The organism is Psychromarinibacter sediminicola (assembly GCF_029168335.1).
GTDB lineage: Bacteria > Pseudomonadota > Alphaproteobacteria > Rhodobacterales > Rhodobacteraceae > Psychromarinibacter > Psychromarinibacter sediminicola.
Map to the genome: position 1 here is coordinate 38,046 of NZ_JARGYC010000006.1, position 21,645 is coordinate 59,690.

General features: G+C 70.1%; 25 protein-coding genes. 15 read left to right on the plus strand and 10 right to left on the minus strand.

Annotated features, from left to right (window positions below):
• Positions 1-135 precede the first annotated feature (135 nt).
• From ruvC to P1J78_RS03670, 4 genes are all read left to right on the plus strand, one after another.
• Positions 136-666: a crossover junction endodeoxyribonuclease RuvC gene (gene ruvC / locus P1J78_RS03655; protein WP_275565965.1), complete on the plus strand. Its 531-nt coding sequence runs from the start codon at positions 136-138 to the stop codon at positions 664-666.
• Positions 663-1,343: a Holliday junction branch migration protein RuvA gene (gene ruvA / locus P1J78_RS03660; RefSeq protein ID WP_275565966.1), complete on the plus strand. Its 681-nt coding sequence runs from the start codon at positions 663-665 to the stop codon at positions 1,341-1,343. Before ruvC ends, ruvA begins: the two co-directional genes overlap by 4 nt.
• 4 nt (positions 1,344-1,347) lie before the next feature.
• Positions 1,348-2,373: a Holliday junction branch migration DNA helicase RuvB gene (gene ruvB / locus P1J78_RS03665; RefSeq protein ID WP_275565967.1), complete on the plus strand. Its 1,026-nt coding sequence runs from the start codon at positions 1,348-1,350 to the stop codon at positions 2,371-2,373.
• Positions 2,374-2,547: 174 nt separating this feature from the next.
• Positions 2,548-3,171 carry a hypothetical protein gene (locus P1J78_RS03670; RefSeq protein WP_275565968.1) on the plus strand — a complete coding sequence of 208 codons (624 nt, stop codon included), beginning with the start codon at positions 2,548-2,550 and terminating at the stop codon, positions 3,169-3,171.
• A gap of 58 nt (positions 3,172-3,229) precedes the next feature.
• Here the strand turns inward: P1J78_RS03670 and P1J78_RS03675 are convergent, their stop codons facing one another.
• The 10 genes from P1J78_RS03675 to nanR all read right to left on the minus strand — a co-directional run bounded on the left by P1J78_RS03675 (position 3,230) and on the right by nanR (position 12,327).
• Positions 3,230-4,297, minus strand: coding sequence for a lactonase family protein (locus tag P1J78_RS03675; protein WP_275565969.1), 1,068 nt, complete (start codon positions 4,295-4,297; stop codon positions 3,230-3,232).
• Positions 4,298-4,990: an RraA family protein gene (locus P1J78_RS03680; protein WP_275565970.1), complete on the minus strand. Its 693-nt coding sequence runs from the start codon at positions 4,988-4,990 to the stop codon at positions 4,298-4,300. It abuts the gene before it with no gap.
• Positions 4,991-4,994: 4 nt separating this feature from the next.
• Positions 4,995-5,786: an SDR family NAD(P)-dependent oxidoreductase gene (locus tag P1J78_RS03685; RefSeq protein WP_275565971.1), complete on the minus strand. Its 792-nt coding sequence runs from the start codon at positions 5,784-5,786 to the stop codon at positions 4,995-4,997.
• Positions 5,783-6,850, minus strand: a complete 1,068-nt coding sequence (locus P1J78_RS03690; protein WP_275565972.1) for a mannonate dehydratase — start codon at positions 6,848-6,850, stop codon at positions 5,783-5,785. The genes P1J78_RS03685 and P1J78_RS03690 overlap by 4 nt, the downstream gene beginning before the upstream one ends.
• 72 nt (positions 6,851-6,922) lie before the next feature.
• Positions 6,923-7,858 (minus strand): dihydrodipicolinate synthase family protein, encoded by a 936-nt coding sequence (locus tag P1J78_RS03695; protein WP_275565973.1) that lies wholly within the window; start codon positions 7,856-7,858, stop codon positions 6,923-6,925.
• A complete protein-coding gene (locus P1J78_RS03700; protein WP_275565974.1) occupies positions 7,855-8,742 on the minus strand; it encodes an N-acetylneuraminate lyase in 888 nt (295 codons plus the stop codon). The genes P1J78_RS03695 and P1J78_RS03700 overlap by 4 nt, the downstream gene beginning before the upstream one ends.
• Before the next feature lie 23 nt (positions 8,743-8,765).
• The gene (locus P1J78_RS03705) at positions 8,766-10,034 is read right to left on the minus strand and encodes a TRAP transporter large permease (protein WP_275565975.1); all 1,269 of its coding nucleotides are present in this window, start codon (positions 10,032-10,034) and stop codon (positions 8,766-8,768) included.
• On the minus strand, positions 10,034-10,486 hold the full coding sequence (locus P1J78_RS03710; protein ID WP_275565976.1) for a TRAP transporter small permease: 453 nt from the start codon (positions 10,484-10,486) through the stop codon (positions 10,034-10,036). The genes P1J78_RS03705 and P1J78_RS03710 overlap by 1 nt, the downstream gene beginning before the upstream one ends.
• Before the next feature lie 132 nt (positions 10,487-10,618).
• The gene (locus P1J78_RS03715; RefSeq protein ID WP_275565977.1) at positions 10,619-11,593 is read right to left on the minus strand and encodes a sialic acid TRAP transporter substrate-binding protein SiaP; all 975 of its coding nucleotides are present in this window, start codon (positions 11,591-11,593) and stop codon (positions 10,619-10,621) included.
• A complete protein-coding gene (nanR, locus tag P1J78_RS03720; protein WP_309568089.1) occupies positions 11,590-12,327 on the minus strand; it encodes a transcriptional regulator NanR in 738 nt (245 codons plus the stop codon). The genes P1J78_RS03715 and nanR overlap by 4 nt, the downstream gene beginning before the upstream one ends.
• A 283-nt stretch (positions 12,328-12,610) precedes the next feature.
• Here nanR and P1J78_RS03725 point away from each other — a divergent pair, with 283 nt between their 5' ends.
• From P1J78_RS03725 to tilS, 11 genes are all read left to right on the plus strand, one after another.
• Complete coding sequence (locus tag P1J78_RS03725) at positions 12,611-13,276, plus strand: hypothetical protein (RefSeq protein ID WP_275565979.1); 666 nt, start codon at positions 12,611-12,613, stop codon at positions 13,274-13,276.
• A 122-nt stretch (positions 13,277-13,398) separates the two neighbouring features.
• Positions 13,399-14,049 carry a class I SAM-dependent methyltransferase gene (locus P1J78_RS03730; RefSeq protein ID WP_275565980.1) on the plus strand — a complete coding sequence of 217 codons (651 nt, stop codon included), beginning with the start codon at positions 13,399-13,401 and terminating at the stop codon, positions 14,047-14,049.
• Positions 14,046-14,432 (plus strand): tol-pal system-associated acyl-CoA thioesterase, encoded by a 387-nt coding sequence (gene ybgC, locus P1J78_RS03735; RefSeq protein ID WP_275565981.1) that lies wholly within the window; start codon positions 14,046-14,048, stop codon positions 14,430-14,432. The genes P1J78_RS03730 and ybgC overlap by 4 nt, the downstream gene beginning before the upstream one ends.
• 114 nt (positions 14,433-14,546) lie before the next feature.
• On the plus strand, positions 14,547-15,218 hold the full coding sequence (gene tolQ / locus P1J78_RS03740) for a protein TolQ (protein ID WP_275565982.1): 672 nt from the start codon (positions 14,547-14,549) through the stop codon (positions 15,216-15,218).
• The gene (gene tolR / locus P1J78_RS03745; RefSeq protein ID WP_275565983.1) at positions 15,218-15,700 is read left to right on the plus strand and encodes a protein TolR; all 483 of its coding nucleotides are present in this window, start codon (positions 15,218-15,220) and stop codon (positions 15,698-15,700) included. The genes tolQ and tolR overlap by 1 nt, the downstream gene beginning before the upstream one ends.
• Before the next feature lie 5 nt (positions 15,701-15,705).
• The gene (gene tolA / locus P1J78_RS03750) at positions 15,706-16,908 is read left to right on the plus strand and encodes a cell envelope integrity protein TolA (protein WP_275565984.1); all 1,203 of its coding nucleotides are present in this window, start codon (positions 15,706-15,708) and stop codon (positions 16,906-16,908) included.
• 20 nt (positions 16,909-16,928) lie between these two features.
• Positions 16,929-17,363 (plus strand): cell envelope integrity protein TolA, encoded by a 435-nt coding sequence (gene tolA, locus P1J78_RS03755; RefSeq protein WP_275565985.1) that lies wholly within the window; start codon positions 16,929-16,931, stop codon positions 17,361-17,363.
• A gap of 189 nt (positions 17,364-17,552) precedes the next feature.
• Entirely contained in the window at positions 17,553-18,887 is a 1,335-nt protein-coding gene (gene tolB, locus P1J78_RS03760) for a Tol-Pal system beta propeller repeat protein TolB (protein ID WP_374213156.1), read from the plus strand.
• Positions 18,888-18,963: 76 nt separating this feature from the next.
• On the plus strand, positions 18,964-19,494 hold the full coding sequence (pal, locus tag P1J78_RS03765) for a peptidoglycan-associated lipoprotein Pal (protein WP_275565987.1): 531 nt from the start codon (positions 18,964-18,966) through the stop codon (positions 19,492-19,494).
• A 7-nt stretch (positions 19,495-19,501) separates the two neighbouring features.
• Positions 19,502-20,359: a tol-pal system protein YbgF gene (ybgF, locus tag P1J78_RS03770; RefSeq protein ID WP_275565988.1), complete on the plus strand. Its 858-nt coding sequence runs from the start codon at positions 19,502-19,504 to the stop codon at positions 20,357-20,359.
• Positions 20,356-21,609, plus strand: a complete 1,254-nt coding sequence (tilS, locus tag P1J78_RS03775) for a tRNA lysidine(34) synthetase TilS (protein WP_275565989.1) — start codon at positions 20,356-20,358, stop codon at positions 21,607-21,609. Before ybgF ends, tilS begins: the two co-directional genes overlap by 4 nt.
• Positions 21,610-21,645 lie beyond the last annotated feature (36 nt).

Genomic DNA, 21,645 nt, shown 5'->3' on the forward strand with positions numbered 1-21,645 from the left:
GCATCCGAACCCGGAGATGGCGCGAACGGCCAAGGTTCGTGGCATTTCCGCGACGCGGCCTGGCGGGGCGGGCTTGGCGGATGTTCGCGTTTCGTGCTAAGTTGTTTCAAACAATTGATCGGGCAGGTGAGGCGAATGCGCGTTTTGGGGATCGACCCCGGTCTTCGGGCCATGGGCTGGGGCGTGATCGAGGTGTCGGGCACGCGATTCGGCCATGTCGCGAACGGCGTCTGCCGGTCCGAGGGCGCCGACCTGCCCGCCCGGCTGCTCAGCCTTCACGCGCAGCTCAGCGAGATCGTGGCGCGCTTCGCCCCGGCCAGCGCCGCCGTGGAACAGACCTTCGTCAACAAGGACGGCGCCGGCACGCTGAAGCTGGGCCAGGCGCGCGGCATTGCCATGCTGGTCCCGGCGCAGGCCGGGCTGCCGGTGGGCGAATACGCGCCCAACACGGTGAAGAAGACGGTGGTGGGGGTCGGCCACGCCGACAAGCGGCAGGTGGATCATATGGTGCGCATGCAGCTTCCGGGGATCGAGATCGCCGGGCCGGACGCGGCCGACGCGCTGGCCATCGCGCTGTGTCACGCCCATCACGCGCAAACGGCCGGCCGGCTGGAGGCGGCGCTGCGGGGCGCGCGCGGCGGCCGGGCGGCGCGGGGCGTCGCATGATCGGGCGGCTGGCGGGGCGGCTCGACTATCGCGGGCCGGACCACGTGCTGATCGACGTGGGCGGCGTCGGCTATGTCGTGCATGTCTCCGACCGGACCATGGCCGCCCTGCCCGGCCCCGGCGAGGCGGTGGCGCTCTATACCGACCTTCTGGTGCGCGAGGACCTGTTGCAGCTCTTCGGCTTCACCTCGCCGGTGGAGAAGGAGTGGCATCGCCTGCTGATGACGGTACAGGGGATCGGCGCGAAGGCGTCGATGGCGATCCTCGGCGCGCTCGGGCCCGAGGGCGTGGGCCGGGCGATCTCGCTGGGCGACTGGACCGCGATCAAGGCGGCGCCGGGCGTCGGCCCGAAGATCGCCCAGCGCGTGGTGAACGAGCTGAAGGACAAGGCCCCGGCGGTCATGGCGATGGGCGGCGCCCTGCCAGCCGAGCCCGCGGCCCCGGCCGAGGTGATCGAGCCCGGCGCCGCCGCCGCTCCCGCCGGCCCGGCCCCGCGCCCTGCCCCGCCCCGGTCCGAGGGCAGCGCGGCGGCGCAGGCCGAGGCCTTGAGCGCCCTGTCGAACCTGGGCTACGGCCCCGGCGAGGCGGCCGGCGCGGTCGCCGAGGCGGCGCAAAGCGAGACCGAGACCGCCGCCCTGATCCGCGCCGCGCTCCGCCTGCTGGCGCCGAAGGAGTGACGCGATGACCGAGCCGGACCCGACCCTGCGCCCCGAGCGGCGGCCCGAGGATGTGGACCGGGCGCTGCGGCCGCAGATGCTGGACGAGTTCATCGGCCAGGCGGAGGCGCGGGCGAACCTGAAGGTCTTCATCGAGAGCGCCCGCAAGCGGGGCGAGGCGATGGACCACGCGCTGTTCTTCGGCCCGCCGGGGCTGGGGAAGACGACGCTGGCGCAGATCATCGCGCGGGAGCTGGGGGTGAACTTCCGGATGACCTCCGGCCCGGTGCTGGCGAAGGCGGGCGACCTGGCGGCGATCCTGACCAACCTGGAAGCCCGCGACGTGCTGTTCATCGACGAGATCCACCGGCTGAACCCGGTGGTCGAGGAGGTGCTGTATCCGGCGCTGGAGGATTTCGAGCTGGACCTGGTGATCGGGGAGGGGCCGGCGGCGCGGACCGTCCGGATCGAGCTGCAGCCCTTCACACTGGTGGGGGCGACGACGCGGCTGGGGCTGTTGACGACGCCGCTGCGGGACCGGTTCGGGATTCCCGTGCGGCTGCAGTTCTACTCGGCCGGCGAGCTGGGCGAGATCGTGGCGCGCGGTGCGCGGATGCTGGGGGTCGAGGCGGAGCCGGAAGGCGTCGCCGAGATCGCCAAGCGGGCCCGGGGGACGCCGCGGATCGCCGGGCGGCTGCTACGCCGGGTCGTGGATTTCGCCGTGGTGGAGGGCGATGGGCGGCTGACGCAGGAGATCGCGGACGGGGCGCTGACGCGGCTGGGGGTGGATCACCTGGGTCTCGACGGGGCGGACCGGCGATACCTGGAGATGATCGCCGAGAATTACGGCGGCGGACCGGTGGGGGTGGAGACCCTGTCGGCGGCGCTGTCGGAGAGCCGCGACGCGCTGGAGGAGGTGATCGAGCCGTTCCTGCTGCAGCAGGGGCTGATCCAGCGGACGCCGCGGGGGCGGATGCTGGCGAGCAAGGCCTGGGCGCATCTGGGGCTGGCCGCGCCGCGGCCGGCGGGGACGTCGGACCTGTTCGAATGAAGCCCCCTGCGGGGCTTGCCTCCGGCGGGGATATTTCGGACCAGAAGAAGCCGGGGCGGGGTTTCGCAGCAGGGGCGGGCGCGGTAGGTGTCCAGGGGTGTCCGAGGTTGGACGGGGTGTCAAGTGCATGATATTCCTACAGATACCGCTAACAGAACCGCGGACGGTCCGGGCATGACGCCGGAGGAGGTGCAGGCGCTTTTCACCCGGTCGGACGGGGCCTATCTGTTCGCGCGCTGGGGCCGGCCGATCGCGCCGATCGTGTTCGGTGTGACCGACGAGACGCTGCAGGTCGTCAAGGGCGCTTGCGAGGCGGTGGTGGCGCTGGCCGGCCACAAGATGGCCGAGACCGACCCGGAGCTGGGCGCCAACCTGATGGTGTTCTTCTTCCGCGACTGGGGGGAACTTCTGGAGGTGCCGGATCTCGGCCGGATGATCGACGGGCTGGAGCCGCTGGTGGCGCGGCTGTCGGCCGACGACGCGAACCAGTACCGGGTGTTCCGCTTCGATGCGGACGGCGCGATCAAGGCCGCCTTCGTGTTCCTCAGGATGGACGACGCCCTGTCGGAGATGCCGGCGGAGACGCTGGCGCTGGACCAGGTGGCGCGCACGGTGCTGTTGTGGTCGGACACCGCCTTTGCCGAGCGCTCGCCGCTGGCCGTCGCCGGAGAGCGGGTGATCCTGCGGCCGGAGATCGCGGATGTCATCCGGGCGGGCTACGACCCGGTGATGCCGGCGGTGGCGGACGACCCGAGCCACGCGCTGCGGCTCTATGCGCGGATGGGGGGCGGGCGCTGACCCGTTGACCGGCAGCGCGGCCGTGGTCGGTTCGGAGGCCCGGCCGGTGCTTCGCGGATCAGCGCCGCGACGGCGCGGCGCGGCGATCCCGCCGATCATCGACCACGATGCTGGCCGGGCTGCCGATGGCGCAGGCGTTGTCGGTCAGCGCCAGCCGGCCGGTCGCAGCCTCGCGCCTCAGGCTCGTCAGCGTGTCGCTCGTCTGGTTGGCCACGACGATCCAGCCGTCGTCGGGCGTCACGATGAACTCGCGCGGCCCCTGCCCGCCGGTGTCGAACCGGCCGATCAGCTGCCCGTCGCCGGAGAACGCGGCGATGGAGGATTGCCTGCGGCCGGAGATGTAGACATGCCGCGCGTCATGCGAGAGCCGGATGGCCGCGGCGGCGCCGTCCGTACCGCGTGGCACCTCGAATCCCGGCCGGACGCGCGAGAGGGTCCAGCCGAGCCCGGCGCGCTCCAGCAGCGCGAGCGTCTCGTCCAACTCGCAGACGACCCAGGCGCGGGTGGCCGCGCGGTTCAGCGCGATGTGGCGCGGGCCGGATCCGGCGGGCAGGCGCAGCTCGGCGGTTTCGACCGCGCGGCCATCCGGTGCGAGCCGGTGGCTGACGAGGCTGTCCGTCCCGAGATCGGCGAGATGCAGGACCTCGCCGCCGTCGGAGAAGGCGACACAATGCGCGTGCGGGCCCTCCTGGCGGGCGGCATTCGGCCCGCGGCCCGTGCGCCGGAGATAGCGCGGCGGCTGCAACACGCCCGCCGCGACCGGGCAGATCGCGACATCGCCGGTCCAGTACTGGGCAGAGGCCAGGCGCCGCTGCGCCGGGTCGAAGGCCAGATGGCAGGGGAGCTGACCGTCGAGCGGCATGTGCGACAGCGGGGTCAGCCCGCCATCGGCCGAGACGCGGAACGACACCACGGCGGGGCCGTGATCGGCGAAGACTTCGCGGCCCGCCATCAGGACAACGCCGCAGGGCGACAGGACCAGCGAGGAGGGGTTCACGCAGTCGGCAAGCAGGTCGGGCGGGCCGAACGCGCCGGTCCCGCCGTCGAAAGGGACGCGGTAGATCCCGGCGCCGTTGCCCGCCATGCCCGCGATGGGACGGGTATAGGTGCCGACGATCAGGTCCATTCACATGATCCCGAAGGTCTCGAACGCCTCGACCGTGCTCATCCCCTCCTGCAGCGCCTTGCGCACGGCGCTTTCGCCGCGCACCTTGTCGAGCGCCGCCGCAACGACCTCGCGCTCGCGGTCCCGGGGCACGCAGAGCACGCCGTCGCAATCGCCGAAGACGATGTCGCCCGGCTCGACCCGGACCCGCCCGATGGCGAGGGGCACGTTGTAGTCGAGCACCTTGCCGCGCGGCGCCTGATCCTGCGCATAGCAGCCGCGGGCGGCCACCGGCAGGCCCAGTTCGAGGATCTCGTTGCTGTCGCGCACGTAGCCGTCGAGCACCGCGCCCGCGGCCTTCAGGTGCAGCGCGCGGGTCGACATCAGGCCGCCCCAGAGCGCGTAGTCCGGCGACGCGCCGGTGCAGATATAGACGTCGTCGGGTCCGAGGCTGTCGAGCGCCTCGAACATCAGCCCGAAGGGTTTGGCCATCAGGGGGGTCCTGGCGCCGTCCGTCGCCTCGTCGAACACGTCCGCCTCCAGCACGGTCATCGCCCGCCCGGCGATGATCATCCGGCGGTCGAGAACCGCCAGGTAGGGTGGCAGGAACTGGTGGCGCAGCCCCATCCTGTCCATCACGTCGCCGATCACGGCCGAGAACAGCTCGGTCCGCATCAGCGCGAAAAGTTCGGTATCGGTGGTCCAGTCGGACATGGTCTCAGCCCTTTCGCGGATCGTAGCGGACGAGGTTCAGCACATAGCCCCCGTCGATTTCGAGCGTGGTGCCGGTGATGTAGCCGGCGTCGTCGGAGACGAGAAAGGCCGCGACCTTCGCGACATCCGCGGCGCGTCCGAGGCGGGACAGGGGAATCCAGTCCTCGAACCTGTGCTTGCCGAAGGCGGCGATCTCGGCGGCGTTCGCGTCGGTCTCGATGGCGCCCGGGGCGATGCCGAGCACGCGGATGCCGTGTTCGGCCCATTCCAGGGCCAGGGCCTTGCCGAGCATGCGCAGCCCCGCCTTGCTGACGGCGTAGTGCGTCAGGCCGAGGCGGGAGACCGACTCGTGGATCGACGAGGTGAACAGGATCACGCCGCCCCGGCCGTCGGCCACCATCCGGCGGGCGGCGGCGCGAGCGCAGACGAAGCCGCCGCGCAGATTGGTGTTCATCACCCGGTCCCACTCGGCGAGGTCGAGGTCCATGGCGGCGACGGTGCTTTCCACGCCCGCGTTGTGGATCAGGATGTCGAGGCCGCCGAGCCGGTCGGCACCGGTCCGGATCAGTCGTTCGGCCTGGTCGGGGACCGAGATGTCGGCGCGGATCGCATGGGCCGTGCCGGCGCCGGCGGCCGCGTCGAGGCGCGCCGTCAGCGCCTCGGCGGCCGGCATTTCGGCCGGGTCGTGCGTGTTGATCACCACCCGGGCGCCTTCGGCCACCAGTTCCTGCGCGATCCCGGCGCCGATGCCGCGCGACGATCCGGTGATAATGGCGCGTTTGCCGGGCAGTCTCATGCGGGCCGGCCCAGCCGGTCGATCTCTGCCCGCATGTAGCCGAGCGCGAAGGCCATCCCCGCGTGCCAGGGCGCGTCGCAGGTGACCTGCGGGGTGTGGTCGGGGATCACCGTGCCGTCGAAGCCGTTGCGGTTCAGGATCGACAGGATCCTGGGGATGTCGACGTCGCCCTCGTCGATGAAGACCTCGTGATACTCCGGCACCTTGCCGCGGACGTTGCGCAGGTGGACATAGCCCACGCGGCCGTCGCGGCTCCAGCGGTCGACATCGGCGTAGATGTCGCCTTCGGACATCTCCGAGAGCGAGCCGATGCACAGTTCGGCGCGGTTCGCGCGGGACGGGTTGTCGGCAAACATCTTGTCGTAGAACCGCGGCTGCCAGACCAGCCGCGCGTGCCCGCGCATCGTCGGCATCGGGGGATCGTCGGGGTGGGCCGCCAGCTGCACACCCGCCGCCTCCGCGACGGGAAGGATCGCGTCGTGGAAGGCGTGCAGGTTGGCCCAGAGCGTCTCGTGGTCGACGGGCGGTATCGTGCCCTCCGGCGCCTCCGGGTCGTAGACCATGTTCCAGATCATCCCGTTCGGGATCGGGTCCAGGCCCAGGGCATCGGACTCGACGAAGCCGACGCTGGTGGCCCCGCCCCGGGCGAAGGCCCCCGCGCTCCATCCCGCGACGCCGGCGATGGAGAAGTTGTAGCCCATGACCGGGATGCCGACGGCGCCCATGTTGCGGATGATCTGCGCGATGAAATCGAGCTGCGCGTCGCGGCGCGGCCCGCCGAGCGGCACGTCGTACCAGAGGCCGGGATCGAAGTTCTCGATCGCGGCGAATTCCAGGCCGGCGGCGTTCATCTCGGATTTGAGCCGGGCCAGGGTGTCGCGCGACCAGACCGATCTGTCGCCCCGGGTGACGCCCCAGCCCATCGCGGTCTGTCCGGGGAGCCGGGGGCCGTCGGCGAAGTAGTCGGTCAGGTGCGCCACGATGTGGGTCGCGCCGCATTGCCGGGCGAACGCGTAGTTCTCCGCCGTCAGCATGTGCTTGTAGAGGCCGAGGCCGAGTTTCATGTCCTACCCTTTCCTTCTACGCCGGCATTCGGTGTCCGCTGTCGCCCGCCGGGCCGAAAGGCGCCGCGCGGTTCAGGCCACATCGGCGAGCACCGTCTGAACGAGCGCCCGGGCGTCCGGCATGGCCCGGTCGATGGCGTCCTGCGGGCAGGCGAGATGCGGCCAGAGCATGTACCGCCCGACCGGCGCCCAGCCGCCTAGCACCGCCAACATCTTGTCGAGCGCCGCGTTGGACACGCCGCATTGCGTGACGAGGGGGACGACGTATCTGTCCAGGAACGCGCGGACACGGGCCTCGTGTTCGACGGCCCGCGCCGGAGCGCTTTCCGCGAGGGTCCAGATCCGACCGGCGGCGCGCGGCGACAGGCAGGCGACGTTGGAATAGGCGCCGTCCGCGCCGAGGGGGCGTCCGAACGCCACCGTGTGCCCCGGCACGAAGACCGAGAAATCGGGGAGGCGCTCGCGACGGTCCTTATACCAGTCCGCATCTCCGCCGGGAAGCTTCGCGCCGACGATACCCGGCGCGATCCGGCGCAGCTCGGCGATCTCCGACAGGGAAAGCCGGATCTTCGCATGGGGCGGGTTGTAGAGGATCAGGGACAGCCCGTCGGCCGCCTCCTGCATGCCCTCCGCGAAGCGCGCCAGCTCCGCCATCGAATGCGGCCACCAGTCCGGCAGGATGAACTGCGCGCCCGAGGCGCCGACGGTGCGGATGCGCGCCAGCCGGTCCCGCGACACCCGCGGGTTGGGGTGGCTGACGCCGATCTGGAACGGCATCTTCGCGTCGACGGCCCGGCGCGCGACGAGTTCCGTCACCCGATCGAACTCCGCCTCGGTCTGGAGGTGGAATTCGCCCGCCGTCCCGTTCGTGTAGATCCCCGCGACCCCGCTGTCGCAGAGCAGCCGGACCTCCTCGTCGAGCGCGTCGCAGTCGATCTCGCCCGCCGCCGTGACCGGCAGCAGGACCGTCCCCCAGATGCCGGTCGGACGCTCCGGCCCCGCGCTCACCCCTCGGCCCTCCAGTCGAGGAGTGGGCGGATCGCCGCGGCCAGCACCTCGCGGTCGCCTTGCACCAGTTTCCGGAACGGCCGGCGGCACTGGCCGATCCCGACGCCCATCAGCTCCAGGATCGCCTTGGCGCCGGGCATCACCCCGACCCTGATCAGACCGTCGATGGCCGTGTTCGCGATGCGCTGAAGCCGGCGTGCCTCGTCCATCCGGTCCGCCCGGATCTCGGAGGCGAGCCGCATGAAGAGATCGCCCATGAAGTTGTAGGTCGTCCCGATCCCGCCCTGCGCGCCGCTGGCCATGCCGGCGACGAACATCTCGTCATAGCCGTTATAGACCACGGTTTCGGGGAACGCGGTGCGGATCCGTTCGAGCTGATACATGTCCGACGAGGTGTGCTTGAGCCCGGCGATGTTCGGATGCGAGAGCAGAAGCTTGAACTCGTCCATGGTGAACGCGGCCGAGATCGCCGGGAAATTGTAGATCACCAGCGGCAGCGCGGCGGCGTCGGCGATCTCGCAATAGTGGGCGATCACCTCGGACCGGGAGAACGGGTAGTAGAAGGGCGAGATTGCCGACACCGCGGCATAGCCGGACTCTGCCGCGGTCTCGGCCAGGGCCAGGACATCCGCCGTCGAGGCGGCGCCGACATGGGCGATCAGCTCGAACCTGCCGCCCGCGGCCTCGGACACGGCCGTCAGGTAGTCCGCCCGTTCGGTGCGCGACTGAAGCATCGCCTCCCCGGAACTGCCCCCCACATACAGCCCGTCCACGCCATGTTCCTGCTGGAGGTCGATCAGGCGCAGGGCCGCGTCAACGTCGATCGACTCGTCCGCGGCGAAGGGCGTCAGGAGCGAGGTATATATGCCGGGTCTGAGTGCCATGATCGCTTTCCGTTATGCCCGGCTCACATCAGCGTTCGCGGCAGATACGTGACCAGGGAGGGGAAGAAGATGAGCAGGAGGAGAACGACGAACAGCGGCAACAGGAACGGCAGAACGCCGATCGCCAGATCCCGGAAGGGGATCCGCGCCACCGACGACACGACGAACAGCGCGACCCCCATCGGCGGGGTCAGGATGCCGACCATGAGATTGAAGACCACCACGATCCCGAAATGGATCGGGTCGATGCCATAGCTTCGGGCCGCCGGCACCAGCACCGGAACGATCAGGAGCAGGATCGCGAGCGTATCGACGAATGTCCCAAGCAGGATCAGCATCAGGCTTACGATCAGCAGGAAGGCCACGGGGCTTTCCGAGAACGACAGGAAGAACTGCGCGAATTCCTGCGGCACCTGCTCGCGCGCCATGATGTAGCCGAACAGCGAGACCCCCATGATCAAGAGGCCGACGGCCGAGGTGTAGATCACGGTGTCGCGCATCGCCTCGGCCAGCTTGGCCAGCGTCAGTTCACCATAGACCACGAAGCCGAGAAACAGCGCGTAGCTCGCCGCGACCACCGCCGCCTCGGTGGGCGAGAAGATGCCGCCGAAGATGCCGCCGATGATGATGAACGGCGTCATCAGCGGAACGAGCGCGCGCAGGAAGACCTTGCCGATCTGCCGCAGGGGCGGCCGCGGCTCTTTCGGATACCCCCGGCGCCGGGCGATGATATACACCGTCACCATCAGCGTCAGGGCGCAGATCAGGCCGGGCACGATACCGCCCAGGAACAGGCCGCCGATCGAGGTGCTGGCGATGACCCCGTAGATCACCAGCGGGATGGAGGGCGGAACCAGCGGGCCGATGATCGCCGAGGCGGCGGTCAGGGAACCCGCGAACCGGTCGTCGTAGCCGGCATCCCGCATCGCCTTGATCTCCAGCTGGCCCAGCCCCGCCGCATCGGCGACCGCCGAGCCGGACATGCCCGAGAACAGCAGGCTCGCCAGGACGTTGACGTGGCCCAGCCCGCCGGTGATGTGCCCGACGAGCGACTTGGCGAAGTCGAATATCCGCTCGGTGACGCCGGAGATGTTCATCAGCTGCGCGGTGAGGATGAAGAACGGCACCGCGAGCAGCGGGAAGGAGTTCAGCCCCGCGACCATGCGCTGCGCCGCGAAGTTGATCCCCATGCCGTTCACCAGCATGTAGATCACCGAGGCGACGATCAGCGTGAAGGCGACCGGCATTCCGGCCAGCAGCAGGGCGAACCAGCCTGCGAAGAGCGTCGGCATCAGGCGGCCTCGCCGGTGTCTTCGACCTCGCCGCGGATCAGCGCGACGACGTCCTGGGTGAAAATGAAGGCGACGCGCAGGGCCATCAGCACGGCACCGACGGGCAGCGCGCCGTACAGCAGCGACTCCGGCACGCGCAGGGCCACGGACATCACGCTGTGGGCCCGCATCGTGCCGAGCGTCCCGTACCACGCCAGCACCGCGAGGCAGCCGAAGATCGCGACGTGAAACACCAGCTGCAGCGCCAGGCGCAGGCGGACCGGCAGGAGCATGTAGAAGACGTCCATGGTGATATGCGACCTCGACCGGACCACGTCGGCACTGCCGATGGCGACCATCCAGACATAGAGATACCGCGCGGCCTCCTCGGTCCAGAACAGCGGGTCGCGCAGGACGAAGCGGGTGATGATCTGAAGCGCGATCGACAGGAACACCAGGGCCAGAAGAAGCATGCCCATCGTCTGTTCCGCGCGCAGGATCCTATGTGCGATCCCGTTCATGGACATGGCTCTGACGTCGTCCCGGAAGCTGCTCGGTGCCGATCGGCGGTTCGGCGCCCGCCGGGTGCGGCGGGCGCCTTCGGGTCAGTCACCGGCAAGCCCGGTCAGGGAGGCGACCGTGCCGTCGCCGAAGCGCTCGTCGAGGTCGGCATAGACTGACGCCATCAGTTCGCTCAGGGCCGCGCGATCCGGCTCTGTCACGGTGGCGCCCTCGGCCTCGAAGTCGGCGATGAGGCTCGCCTCGCGCTCGCGGACGACCCGGTCGTTCACGTCGCCACCGGCTTCGAAGGCCGCCGTCACCAGCGCCTTGTCCTCTTCGCTGAGCGTGTCCCAGGTCGCCGCCGAGGCGATGATGGCCTGATCCTGCACGAGGTGTCCGGTCAGGGCGAGATGCGACTGCACCTCCATGAACCCCATCGAGTCGATGGTCGGCAGCGGGTTCTCCTGCCCGTCGACCTGGTTGGTCTGCAGCGCCAGGTAGACCTCGGCGAAGGCCACCGGCGTCGGGCTGGCCCCCATCGCCCGCGCCCATGACAAGAGCGGCGCAGAGTTCGGAACCCGCAGGCGCATCCCGTCGAAGTCCGCGGCACTCTCGATCGCCGCGTTCGACGTGGTGTGGCGCGTCCCGAAATACCAGTCGTCGATGATCAGCAGCCCGTGCTCGCTGCGAAGCTCGTCCTGGATGCTCTGCCCCCAGTCGGAGGCGATCATCGCCTGCAGGTGCTCGAAGTCCTGTGCGACATAGGGCGTATCCGCGACAATGGCGCGTTCGACCCAGGGGTTCATGCCGCCGAAGGGGTTCAGCGTGAAGTCCAGCTCGCCGAGCTTCAGCTGTTCCATCATCTCGGTGAAGTTGCCGAGCTGCGAGTTGGGGAAGATCTCCAGCGTGATGCGCCCGTCCGAGCTTTCTTCCAGCACGCGCGCGGCCTCGACCACGCCCTGGTGCTGAGGGTCGCCTTCGGTCCCCTGCATGCCGAGCCTGAGCGTTATCTGATCCTGCGCCAGGACCGGCATGGCGAGGCCGATGGCCAACACCCCTCCGAGTGCAAAATGTTTCATGTCGTCTCCTCCTGTTGGGTAGTCCTTTTCTGATTGAACCGCCGCTGCGCATGTTCCAGGTGATCGCGCATCGCATCCGCGGCGGCTTCGGGCTCGCGGCGGCGTATCGCATCGACGATCCTCTGATGCCCCGCGAAGGACTGCCGATTGCCCTGCTCTGCCGCGGACGGCAGGGTGCGCCGGTTGATCATCCAGTCGACGATCGCCTCGTGCATCGCCACGAAAATCGGATTGCCGGGTATCTCCGTCAGCACCCGGTGGAATGCGACATCGGTGATGGCGAAGGCCCTGGCGCGCGGAATTGCGCGTTCGTTATCCTCCAGCGCGGCTTCCAGGGCGGCGATCTGGTCCGGCGTGGCGTGGCGCGCCGCGTGATGCGCGACGCTGACCTCGAGGAACTCGCGGGCCTGTTCGAAATGCTCCACCCCGCTGGGCTGGTCGAGCAGGAGGTTCGCGGTGCCGGCGAGCGCCGACATCATGTCCCGCATCGTCGGGCGCGTGACGCGCGGACGTTCGCCGGTGTGAATCCGGACGAGCCCCATGCGTTCGAGAGAGAACAGGGCCTCGCGGATCGACGGCCGCCCGACATCGAAGAGTTCCATCAGGTCGCGTTCCGACGGCAGGTGGCTGCCCTCGGGATAGATCTCGTCCCGGATCATCTCTTCCAGCCTGAGCCGGACATCGTCTGACAACTTCCGCCGCTTCATATCCGTCCGAATTCCCGATCTGCGCATTTAGGTATTAAGGTGTTATACCAGTTGTTAAGGTATTATACCAAAACTGTCAAACGCAATCGCGGGACGTCCGTAAGTCTTTGAAATAAGGAATTTTATCCCTGAGAGGTCGAAGCGCGCCGCAGGCCGACCCCTGAAGGATGCGCCACCGCTGCCCCGTCACACGAAGGCGCCGGACGCCCCGACCCTCCCCTCACGACCCTTGCGTCCGCACACGGCGTTGGACGCAAGGCGGCGACTCATGCAGGCTGCGCCGGACCTGCCAAACGTCGGAGACCTTTCCATGCCCCGCTTCCCGTTTCGCCCCCTCCTGCTCGGCGCCGCCCTGGCCGGCCTTGCCGCGGGCACGGCTTTGGCGCAGTCCGAAAACGGCGACGAGCCGTACTGGAAGACGCAATGCGACGACGACTGCCCGACGATGGAGGACAAGCGCGCCGCCGAGGCAGCGGCGCAGGCGTGGCTGGACGGGATGCCGGAGGACGGCTTCCAGGTGCGGACGGTCAACGCCACCGCGGTCTACGAGGACAAGGTCGTGTCCCTGGCCGACGGCGGGGAGAGGCGGATCGTCAATATCCACGCCTATGGCGGGGCCTGGCCGACGACGCTGCATTTGAGCGGGCCGGTGCATTCCGGCATGAGCCCGGCCGAGCTGCAGGCTCGGGTCGAGTCCTTCTCGCATGACGGGTTCCCGGTGCCCGGCCTGTCGGTGGAGCACTGGCGCATCGAGGCACAGACGCCGAGCAGCCACGTGGAGGAGGGCATCGAGATCCTGGAGGTCGCGCCCGGGCGCGTGAGGTTCCGGGTGCGGACGTCGTTCTTCGCGCTCTACGGGTTCGACACGCGAATGCCGGAGATCATGGACGCGCCGACGCCGGAGGAGGCCTATTTCCAGATCCGCACCCCGTTCCGCGGCGAGGCGCTGGTGACCTACGAGGTCGCGGGGTTCTGACGGCCGGGTCTTGCGTCGCCGGGCCGATGCGCGCCGACGTATTCAAACTATCGCATCCGATGCCTATCTCCCGCAGGGGGCGCCCCGCTGACGGCGGCGCCCGCCGGGGGAAGGAGACGGGCATGGACACGGACGGCGCAGCGGGCGGCACGGCGCATTGGGACGCGGTTTATCGGGCGCGGGCGGAGGACCGGCTGACCTGGTTCGAGGCGACGCCGACGCTGTCGCTGGAGCTGATCGCGCGGCATGCCGTGCCGGGCCGGCCGGTGATCGACGTGGGCGGCGGCGCATCGCGGCTTGCGGAGGCGCTGGTGGCGCGCGGGGTCGGGCCGGTGACGGTGCTGGATCTGTCGCCGGAAGCGCTGGCGGCCAGCCGGGCGCGGATGGGCGCGGCGGCGGCGCAGGTCGACTGGATCGCGGCGGATGTCACCGGCTGGGTGCCGGACCGGCGCTACGGGCTGTGGCACGACCGGGCGGTGTTCCATTTCCTGACCGACGCGGCGCAGCGCGCGGGCTACCTGCGAGCGCTGGACGCCGCGCTGGACCCGGACGGCGCCGCCATTCTCATGACCTTTGCCGAGGACGGGCCGGAGACATGCTCGGGCCTGCCGGTGCGGCGCTACAGCCCGGACACGCTGGCGGCCGAGGTCGAGGCGCATCTGCCGGGGCGGTTCCGGCTTGCCGAACGCGGCCGGCACGTGCATGTCACGCCCAAGGGCAACCGGCAGGCGTTCCAGCTGTCGGTGCTGAGGCGGCAGGAGCAGGCGGAATGAGCCACCGATTTCCGGTCCGGGTCTATTACGAGGACACCGATCTGGCCGGGATCGTCTATTACGCCAATTACCTGAAGTTCATCGAGCGCGCGCGCAGCGAATGGGTGCGCAAGTTGGGGATCGACCAGAGCGAGCTAAAGCGGCAGGGGCTGGTCTTTGCCGTGCGGCGGGTGGAGGCGGATTACCTCCGGCCCGCCCGCTTCGACGACGAGGTGATCGTTGTTACAGAGCCGGTAGAGCGGACGGCCGCCCGGCTGGTCCTGCGACAGGACGTAACGCGCGGGGAAGAGGTGCTTTTCTCGGCGCGCGTGACGCTGGTGGTGCTCACGGAATCGGGCCGGCCGGGACGGATGCCGGCAGAGATTCGCCGAGTGGTCGGCTGATCACGGGTCTTTGTGTTTCCAATACGGCTTTTCTTGGCTTTTGGGGGCGAAATCCGGTAGACACGTGGGCAAGAAGAGCCCGCGCAAGCCGGGCCGACGAAAAGAGCAGGACCAATGGAAGCCGATTTCTCCTTTTTCGCGCTGTTCTGGCGTGCGTCGTTTGTCGTGCAGTTGGTGATGCTTCTGCTGCTGGCCGCCTCGTTCTGGGCCTGGGCCATCATCATCCGAAAGATCATCACCTACCGCGCGGCGCGGCGCGAGGCGGAGGCGTTCGACGCCGTTTTCTGGTCGGGCGAGCCGCTGGACGAGCTCTACGACACGCTGGGCCCGACGCCGGACGGCGCGTCGGAGCGGATCTTCGCGGCCGGGATGCTGGAATGGCGGCGCTCGCACCGGCAGGACGGCGCGCTGATCGCCGGCGCGCAGAGCCGGATCGACCGGTCGATGGACGTGGCCATCGCCAAGGAAGCCGAGGACCTGAACCGGGGCCTGCCGTTCCTGGCGACGGTGGGGTCGACGGCGCCCTTCGTGGGGCTGTTCGGCACCGTCTGGGGCATCATGCGCTCGTTCATCGAGATCGCGGGGCAGCAGAACACCTCGCTCGCCGTGGTCGCGCCGGGGATCGCCGAGGCGCTGCTGGCGACGGGGCTGGGGCTTCTGGCCGCGATCCCGGCGGTGGTGGCCTATAACAAGCTGTCGTCGGATTCCGACGCCATCGTGGCGAATTACGAGAGCTTCGCCGACGAGTTCTCGACCATCCTGTCGCGGCAGCTGGACGCGGCCTGATGGGGGCCGGGGTCGTCAAGAACGGCGGCGGGGCCAAGCGGCGCGGGCGCGACCGGCGCCGCCGGGGCAACGCGCGCGCGATGTCCGAGATCAACGTGACGCCCTTCGTCGACGTGATGCTGGTGCTTCTGATCATCTTCATGGTGTCGGCGCCGCTTCTGACCGTGGGCGTGCCGATCGAGCTGCCCGAGACGGCGGCCGAGGCGCTGCCCGTCGACCAGGAAGAGCCGCTGACGGTGACGATCACCGACGAGGGCACGCTGATGATCCAGACGACCGAGATCGCGCGGGATCAGCTGATCGGCCGGCTGCGGGCCATCGCCGCCGAGCGGGTGAGCGACAAGATCTTCCTGCGCGCCGACGGCCGGATACCCTATGCCCGGGTCGCCGAGGTGATGGGCGCGCTGAACGCCGGCGGGTTCCGCAACATCGGGCTGGTGACGGATACCGGCGGGCCGTCGCTGGACGACGCGGGCGGCTGAGGACATTGGACACGGGGACGGTCATATCGGGCACGGGCCACGGGCTTTTGCTGGCGTGGCTGGCCTTCGGCGGGCTGTTGCAGCCGGCGCCGGAGGAACCGGAATTCTCGGTCGCGGACGTGTCGATCATCTCGTCGGAGGAGTTCGCGGCGCTGAGCCGGCCGGAGGTGGCCGAGGAGGCGCCGGAGGCGGAGACCGCCGCCCCCGAGGTCGAGGAGACGCCGCCGGAGCCGGCCGAGCCGGAGGTTGAGGCGTCGCCGCCGCCGGCGCCGCGGCCGGAGGAGCCGCCCGAGCAGGCGGAACCGCCGCTCGCCGAGGCGCCGGAGATGCCCGAGGATGTGCCGGTGGAACCCGAGACCCCGCCGGCGCCGGAACCCGATGTGGTCGAGCCGCCCGAAGAGGTCGCCCCGCCGGCCGAGCCGCCTGCCCCGCCCGAGCCCGAGGTGGCCGAGGAGCCGCAGCCGGACGCGGCCCCGCGCGTGGCGCCGGACCCGGTGCCGGAGACGCAGGATTCGCCCGAGATCGCCGACACGCCCGCGCCCCGCGTGGACGAGGAGGCCGACACCGACCAGGTCGCCGAAGAACAGCCCGACGCCGCGCCGGAAGAGGCGACGACCGAGATCGTGACCGAGGCGGAGACGCCCTCGGGCGCGCCGGACCGCTCGCCCGTGCCGCGGGCGCGGCCCGCCGCTCCGGCCCCCGCGCCCGAGACCGAGGCGGTCGAAGGCCCGGTGGAGGTGGCCGAGCCCGACGCGCCAGACGACGCGCCGGACGACGCGCCCTCGGAGGCGCCCGAGGAGGACCAGCTGGCCGAGGCCATCGCCGGCGCCGTGGCCGAGGCGAACGAGGACGGGGCCCCGGCCGCCAGTGCCACGCCCGCCGGCCCACCGATGACGCGCGGCGAGGAAGAGGCGCTGCGCGTGGCGGTGCAGCAATGCTGGAACCTCGGCTCCTCCTCGACCGAGGCGCTGCAGACGACGGTGGTGGTCTCGGTCGACATGAACCGCGACGGGACACCGGACACGGGCTCGATCCGGCTGGTGGCGTCGAACAATGTCGGCAGCGAGGGCGAGCGCATCGCCTTCGAGGCGGCGCGACGCGCGATCATCCGCTGCGGCGCGCGCGGCTTCCCGCTGCCGGAGGAAAAGTACGGCTACTGGCAAGAGATCGAGATGACCTTCAACCCCGAGGGGATGCGGCTGAGATGAGGGGGCGCGTCGTATCGGCATTGCTGACCGCCCTGCTGTCCGGTCTTGTCACCCCATCGGGGGCAGAGGGTCAACGCCTCGGCCCCGAACCGGGCGAGGCCGGCCTTCCGGTCGACCTGGCCCAGCCCGCGCCGCCGCTCTCGCCCGCGGTCATTGAGGCGCTCGGACTTGCGGTGCAGCAGTGCTGGACCCTCGGGGCCTCTCCCTCGGGGACGAGACAGACGACGGTGGTGGTTTCCGTCGACATGCGCCGGGACGGGACACCGGATAACGGCTCGATCCGGCTTGTGAGCTCGGAAACCCCTGGCGGCGAGGCCGAGCGTATCGCCTTCGAGGCCGCGCGCCGCGCGATCATTCGGTGCGGGGCGCGGGGCTTCCCGCTGCCGGAAGAGAAATACCCACATTGGAAGAGAATCGAGATGACCTTCGATCCCGAGGGAGCGCACCGGCAATGAAAGGGTCCGCGATGTCTTCCTACGGGGCACGGTGCATGGGCAAGGCCATCTTTCGCCCCGTCGTCGCACTCGCACCCGCGAACCGAACGACTCCATTAACGGTAGATAAACCGTCCCGCCGCGCCATATGGTGGCCTCGAACCCCTGCGAGCCGCCGCTCCGCGCCAGTGACGTGACAATCGAGAGGGTATTTCACGCATGATCCGCCTTTTGATCCTGACCCTTGCCCTGGGCCTGGCCGCCGCCGGTCCCGCCGCCGCGCAGGAGCGCGGGCCGCTCCGGATCGAGATCACCGAGGGCGTGATCGAGCCTCTGCCCTTCGCGATCCCGCAATTCGTCCCGGAAAATCCCGGCGCCGCCGAGATGGCGCGGCAGATCACCCGCGTGGTCTCGGCCGACCTGACCGGCACGGGGCTGTTCCGCGAGATCCCGCGCGACGCCTATATCTCGGACGTCACCAGCTTTCAGAGCCCGGTGCAGTATTCCGACTGGAAGGCGATCAACGCGCAGGCGCTGATCACCGGGGCGGTGCAGACCACGAATGACGGCCGGGTGATCGTGAAGTTCCGCCTGTTCGACGTGTTCGCCGAGAACCAGCTGGGCGACGGACTGCAATTCGCGGCCAGCCAGGACAGCTGGCGGCGGATGGCGCACAAGGTGGCCGACGCGGTCTATTCCCGGATCACCGGCGAGGGCGCCTATTTCGACAGCCGCGTCGTGTTCGTCGCCTCCAGCGGGCCGAAGGACGCCCGGCGCACGCGGCTGGCGATCATGGATTACGACGGCGCGAACGTGGAATACCTGACCGACAGCGGCAACCTGGTGCTGGCGCCGCGGTTTTCGCCCGACGGTAAGCGGGTGCTCTACACCAGCTACGAGACCGGCAGCCCGCGCATCCACATCCTGGACGTCGACACCGTCGAGCGCCGGGTGCTGGAACAGGAGGCCGGCGCGATGTCGGTGGGGCCCTCCTTTACCCCCGACGGCAACAAGGTGATCTACTCGCTGGCGCGCGGCGGCAACTCGGACCTCTACGAGCTGAACCTTCAGACCGGCGCGACGCGGCAGCTGACCAGCGCACCGTCGATCGAGACCTCGCCCAGCGTGTCGCCCGACGGCCGCTTCATCGTGTTCGAAAGCGACCGCTCGGGCAGCCAGCAGCTCTATGTGATGCCCGCGGGCGGCGGCGAGGCGCGGCGGATCAGCTCGGGCGCGGGACGCTACGGCGCGCCCGTGTGGTCGCCGCGGGGCGACATGATCGCCTTCGTGAAACAGAACAAGGGCCGGTTCCATATCGGCGTGATGCGGACCGACGGGTCCGAAGAACGCCTGCTGACGGCGTCCTTCCTGGACGAAAGCCCGACCTGGTCGCCCAACGGCCGCGTGATCATGTTCACCCGCGAGAGCCAGGGCGCCTCGGGGCAGCCGTCGCTCTATTCCGTCGACATCACCGGGCGCAACCTGCGCCGCGTCCCGCTGGAGACGGCGGCCTCCGATCCGACGTGGTCGCCGCTGCTGCAATGACGCTTCGTTCCCAAACCGCCGCGATGGTGCTAGACTGCCGGCATCGAGCGACAATGACCCAAAGAGGCATGACCAGATGACCCCCTTCCGCATTGCCATCGGCGCGCTGGCCCTGATCGCGCTCGGCGCCTGTTCCAACCCCGACCGCTTCGGCGGCGACGGGGCCGGCCCGAACGGCGGGATCACCGACCCCGACGCCTATGACAGCACCGGCGGGCTGAACGACCCGTCGAACCCCGCCTCGCCCGCCTATTTCAGCGAGGCGATCGGCGACCGCGTTCTGTTCGAGGTGGACCAGAGCAGCCTGACCCCCGCGGCGCAGGGCGTGCTGGACCGCCAGGCGACCTGGCTGATCGACAACCCCGAATACAACGCCAAGATCGAGGGCCACGCCGACGAGCAGGGCACGCGGGTCTACAACTTCAACCTCGGCGAGCGGCGGGCGAACGCGGTGCGGGAATACCTGATCTCGCGCGGGGTGTCGGCGAACCGGATCACCACGATCAGCTACGGCAAGGAGCGGCCCATCGAGATCTGTTCCGAGGAAGCGTGCTATCAGAAGAACCGGCGCGCGGTGACGGTGGTCACCGCCGGCGGCGTGAGCTGAGGCGGCGATGCGCGGTGGTGTGAAGGCCCTGGTCCTGGCCGTGGCGCTGGCGGCGCCGGCGGGGCCCGTCGCGGCGCAGTCGGGGCAGGAGCAGACCCTGGCCGACATCCGCCAGGAGCTGTCGGTGCTGTATGTGGAATTGCAGCGGCTGAAGCGGCAGCTGTCGACCACCGGTGCGCCAGAGGTGGCCGTCGGCGGTGCGACCGCGCTGGAGCGGATGGACCGGATCGAGGCCGAGCTGCAACGCCTGACCGCCGAGGCCGAGGCGATGGAGCTGCGGGTCAACCGCATCGTCGAGGACGGCACCAACCGCGTCGGCGACCTGGAGTTCCGGCTGTGCGAGCTGGAGGCCGACTGCGACATCGCCGATCTGGGCGAGACGCCGACGCTGGGCGGCGACGTGGCCGAGGAAGAGATCGCGCCGATCGAGGTTCTGCCGCCGGCCGGGGACGACACCGGCACGGGCGACGGGGCCGAGATGGCGATGGGCGAGCAGGCGGATTTCGACCGCGCCAAGGCCGCCTACGACGCCGGCGAGTACGGCCAGGCCGCGCAGATGTTCCGCGCCTTCACCGAGACCTATCCCGGCGGCCCGCTGAACGCCGAGGCGCATTTCCTGCGCGGCGAGGCGCTGTCGCAGTCCGGCCAGACCGCGCCGGCGGCCCGCGCCTATCTCGACGCCTTTTCCGGCCGCCCCGAGGGGCCGCGGGCGCCGCAGGCCCTGCTGAAGCTGGGGCTGGCGCTGAATTCGCTGGGCCAGGCGGAGGAGGGCTGCGTGATGCTGCGCCAGGTCGGCGCGCGTTTCCCCGGCACACCGCAGGCGGCAGAGGCGGCGACCCAGGCGCAGACGCTGGGCTGTCAGTGAGCCACGAGCCGCCGCTCGCCGAGCGGCTGCGGGGTCGGGTCGCCGGCCGCATCGCCCCGAACGCTCCGTCGCGGCTGGGCGTCGCCGTCTCCGGCGGCGGCGACTCGCTGGCGCTTCTGGATCTGCTGATGACTGTGACGGGGCCGGGCGTGCCGCTGGAGGCGGTGACGGTGGACCACGGTCTGCGGCCCGAGGCGCGCGACGAGGCCGCGCATGTGGCCGCGCTCTGTGCCCGCTGGGGCGTGCCGCACGAGACCCTGCGCTGGGACGGCGGCGGCGAGCGCGGCAACCTGATGGCCAACGCGCGGGCGGCGCGATACCGGCTGATCGCGGATTGGGCCGGGCGCCGGGGGATCGGCGCGGTCGCGCTGGGCCATACCGCCGACGACGTGGCGGAGACCTTCCTGATGCGGCTGGCGCGGGCGTCGGGCATCGACGGGCTGGCCACGATGCGGGCGCGCTTCGAGCTGCACGGCCTGTCCTGGCTGCGCCCGCTTCTGGACATCCGCCGCACCGACCTGCGCGCCTATCTGAAAAGTCGGGGCATCGCGTGGTGCGACGACCCGACGAATGCGGACCTTCGCTATGACCGGGCGCGGACCCGGCAGATCGTCGAGGTTCTGACTCCGCTGGGGATCGACGCCGGCACGCTGGGCCGGGTGGCCGACAACATGGCGGCGGCGCGCGACGCGCTGCAGCACTATGCCCGGATCGAGGCGCCGCGATGCGTCCGGGTCGACCGCGGCGACGTGCTGCTCGACCGCGCGCCGGACCCGCCGGTGCCGGCCGAGATCGACCGGCGCCTGCTGGTCGCGGCTTTGATCTTCGTGTCGGGCGCGGACTATCCCCCGCGCGAATCGAGCCTGACGAACCTGCGCGCGGCGCTGGCGCGGCAGGAGAGCCATACGATCTGCGGCTGCCATGTCTCGCACGCGCCCGACGGCCGCTTGCGGATCACCCGGGAATGGAACGCCGTGAAGGATCTCGCCGGCCCCGCCGACGCGCTGTGGGACGGGCGCTGGCGGCTGACCGGGCCGCACGCGCCGGAGCTGGAGGTCCGCGCCCTGGGCGAGGCCGTGTCACAATGTCCCAACCGCCGTACGACCGGCCTGCCGCGGCCGACGCTTCTCGCCTCGCCCTCCGTGTGGCGCGGAAACGCGCTGATTTCCGCCCCATTGGCGGGCATGCCGGCCGGCTGGACGGCGGAACTGGACGAAACCCGCTGCGAATTCGTCGCATCGGTGTTATAGCGTTGAAGATCCCGCCCCGTTCCCTATTTTAAGCAG

What these genes read in the sequence shown, in the direction of transcription:
- ruvC (WP_275565965.1), top strand. Translation starts at nt 136, where the DNA reads ATGCGCGTTTTGGGGATCGACCCCGGTCTTCGGGCCATGGGCTGGGGC.
- P1J78_RS03680 (WP_275565970.1), bottom strand. Translation starts at nt 4,990, where the DNA reads ATGTCCGACTGGACCACCGATACCGAACTTTTCGCGCTGATGCGGACC.
- pal (WP_275565987.1), top strand. Translation starts at nt 18,964, where the DNA reads ATGACCCCCTTCCGCATTGCCATCGGCGCGCTGGCCCTGATCGCGCTC.
- P1J78_RS03705 (WP_275565975.1), bottom strand. Translation starts at nt 10,034, where the DNA reads ATGCCGACGCTCTTCGCAGGCTGGTTCGCCCTGCTGCTGGCCGGAATG.
- ybgC (WP_275565981.1), top strand. Translation starts at nt 14,046, where the DNA reads ATGAGCCACCGATTTCCGGTCCGGGTCTATTACGAGGACACCGATCTG.
- tolR (WP_275565983.1), top strand. Translation starts at nt 15,218, where the DNA reads ATGGGGGCCGGGGTCGTCAAGAACGGCGGCGGGGCCAAGCGGCGCGGG.
- P1J78_RS03675 (WP_275565969.1), bottom strand. Translation starts at nt 4,297, where the DNA reads ATGGACCTGATCGTCGGCACCTATACCCGTCCCATCGCGGGCATGGCG.
- P1J78_RS03725 (WP_275565979.1), top strand. Translation starts at nt 12,611, where the DNA reads ATGCCCCGCTTCCCGTTTCGCCCCCTCCTGCTCGGCGCCGCCCTGGCC.
- ybgF (WP_275565988.1), top strand. Translation starts at nt 19,502, where the DNA reads ATGCGCGGTGGTGTGAAGGCCCTGGTCCTGGCCGTGGCGCTGGCGGCG.
- tolQ (WP_275565982.1), top strand. Translation starts at nt 14,547, where the DNA reads ATGGAAGCCGATTTCTCCTTTTTCGCGCTGTTCTGGCGTGCGTCGTTT.
- ruvA (WP_275565966.1), top strand. Translation starts at nt 663, where the DNA reads ATGATCGGGCGGCTGGCGGGGCGGCTCGACTATCGCGGGCCGGACCAC.
- P1J78_RS03730 (WP_275565980.1), top strand. Translation starts at nt 13,399, where the DNA reads ATGGACACGGACGGCGCAGCGGGCGGCACGGCGCATTGGGACGCGGTT.
- P1J78_RS03690 (WP_275565972.1), bottom strand. Translation starts at nt 6,850, where the DNA reads ATGAAACTCGGCCTCGGCCTCTACAAGCACATGCTGACGGCGGAGAAC.
- P1J78_RS03685 (WP_275565971.1), bottom strand. Translation starts at nt 5,786, where the DNA reads ATGAGACTGCCCGGCAAACGCGCCATTATCACCGGATCGTCGCGCGGC.
- ruvB (WP_275565967.1), top strand. Translation starts at nt 1,348, where the DNA reads ATGACCGAGCCGGACCCGACCCTGCGCCCCGAGCGGCGGCCCGAGGAT.
- P1J78_RS03700 (WP_275565974.1), bottom strand. Translation starts at nt 8,742, where the DNA reads ATGGCACTCAGACCCGGCATATATACCTCGCTCCTGACGCCCTTCGCC.
- nanR (WP_309568089.1), bottom strand. Translation starts at nt 12,327, where the DNA reads ATGCGCAGATCGGGAATTCGGACGGATATGAAGCGGCGGAAGTTGTCA.
- P1J78_RS03715 (WP_275565977.1), bottom strand. Translation starts at nt 11,593, where the DNA reads ATGAAACATTTTGCACTCGGAGGGGTGTTGGCCATCGGCCTCGCCATG.
- P1J78_RS03670 (WP_275565968.1), top strand. Translation starts at nt 2,548, where the DNA reads ATGACGCCGGAGGAGGTGCAGGCGCTTTTCACCCGGTCGGACGGGGCC.
- P1J78_RS03710 (WP_275565976.1), bottom strand. Translation starts at nt 10,486, where the DNA reads ATGCTTCTTCTGGCCCTGGTGTTCCTGTCGATCGCGCTTCAGATCATC.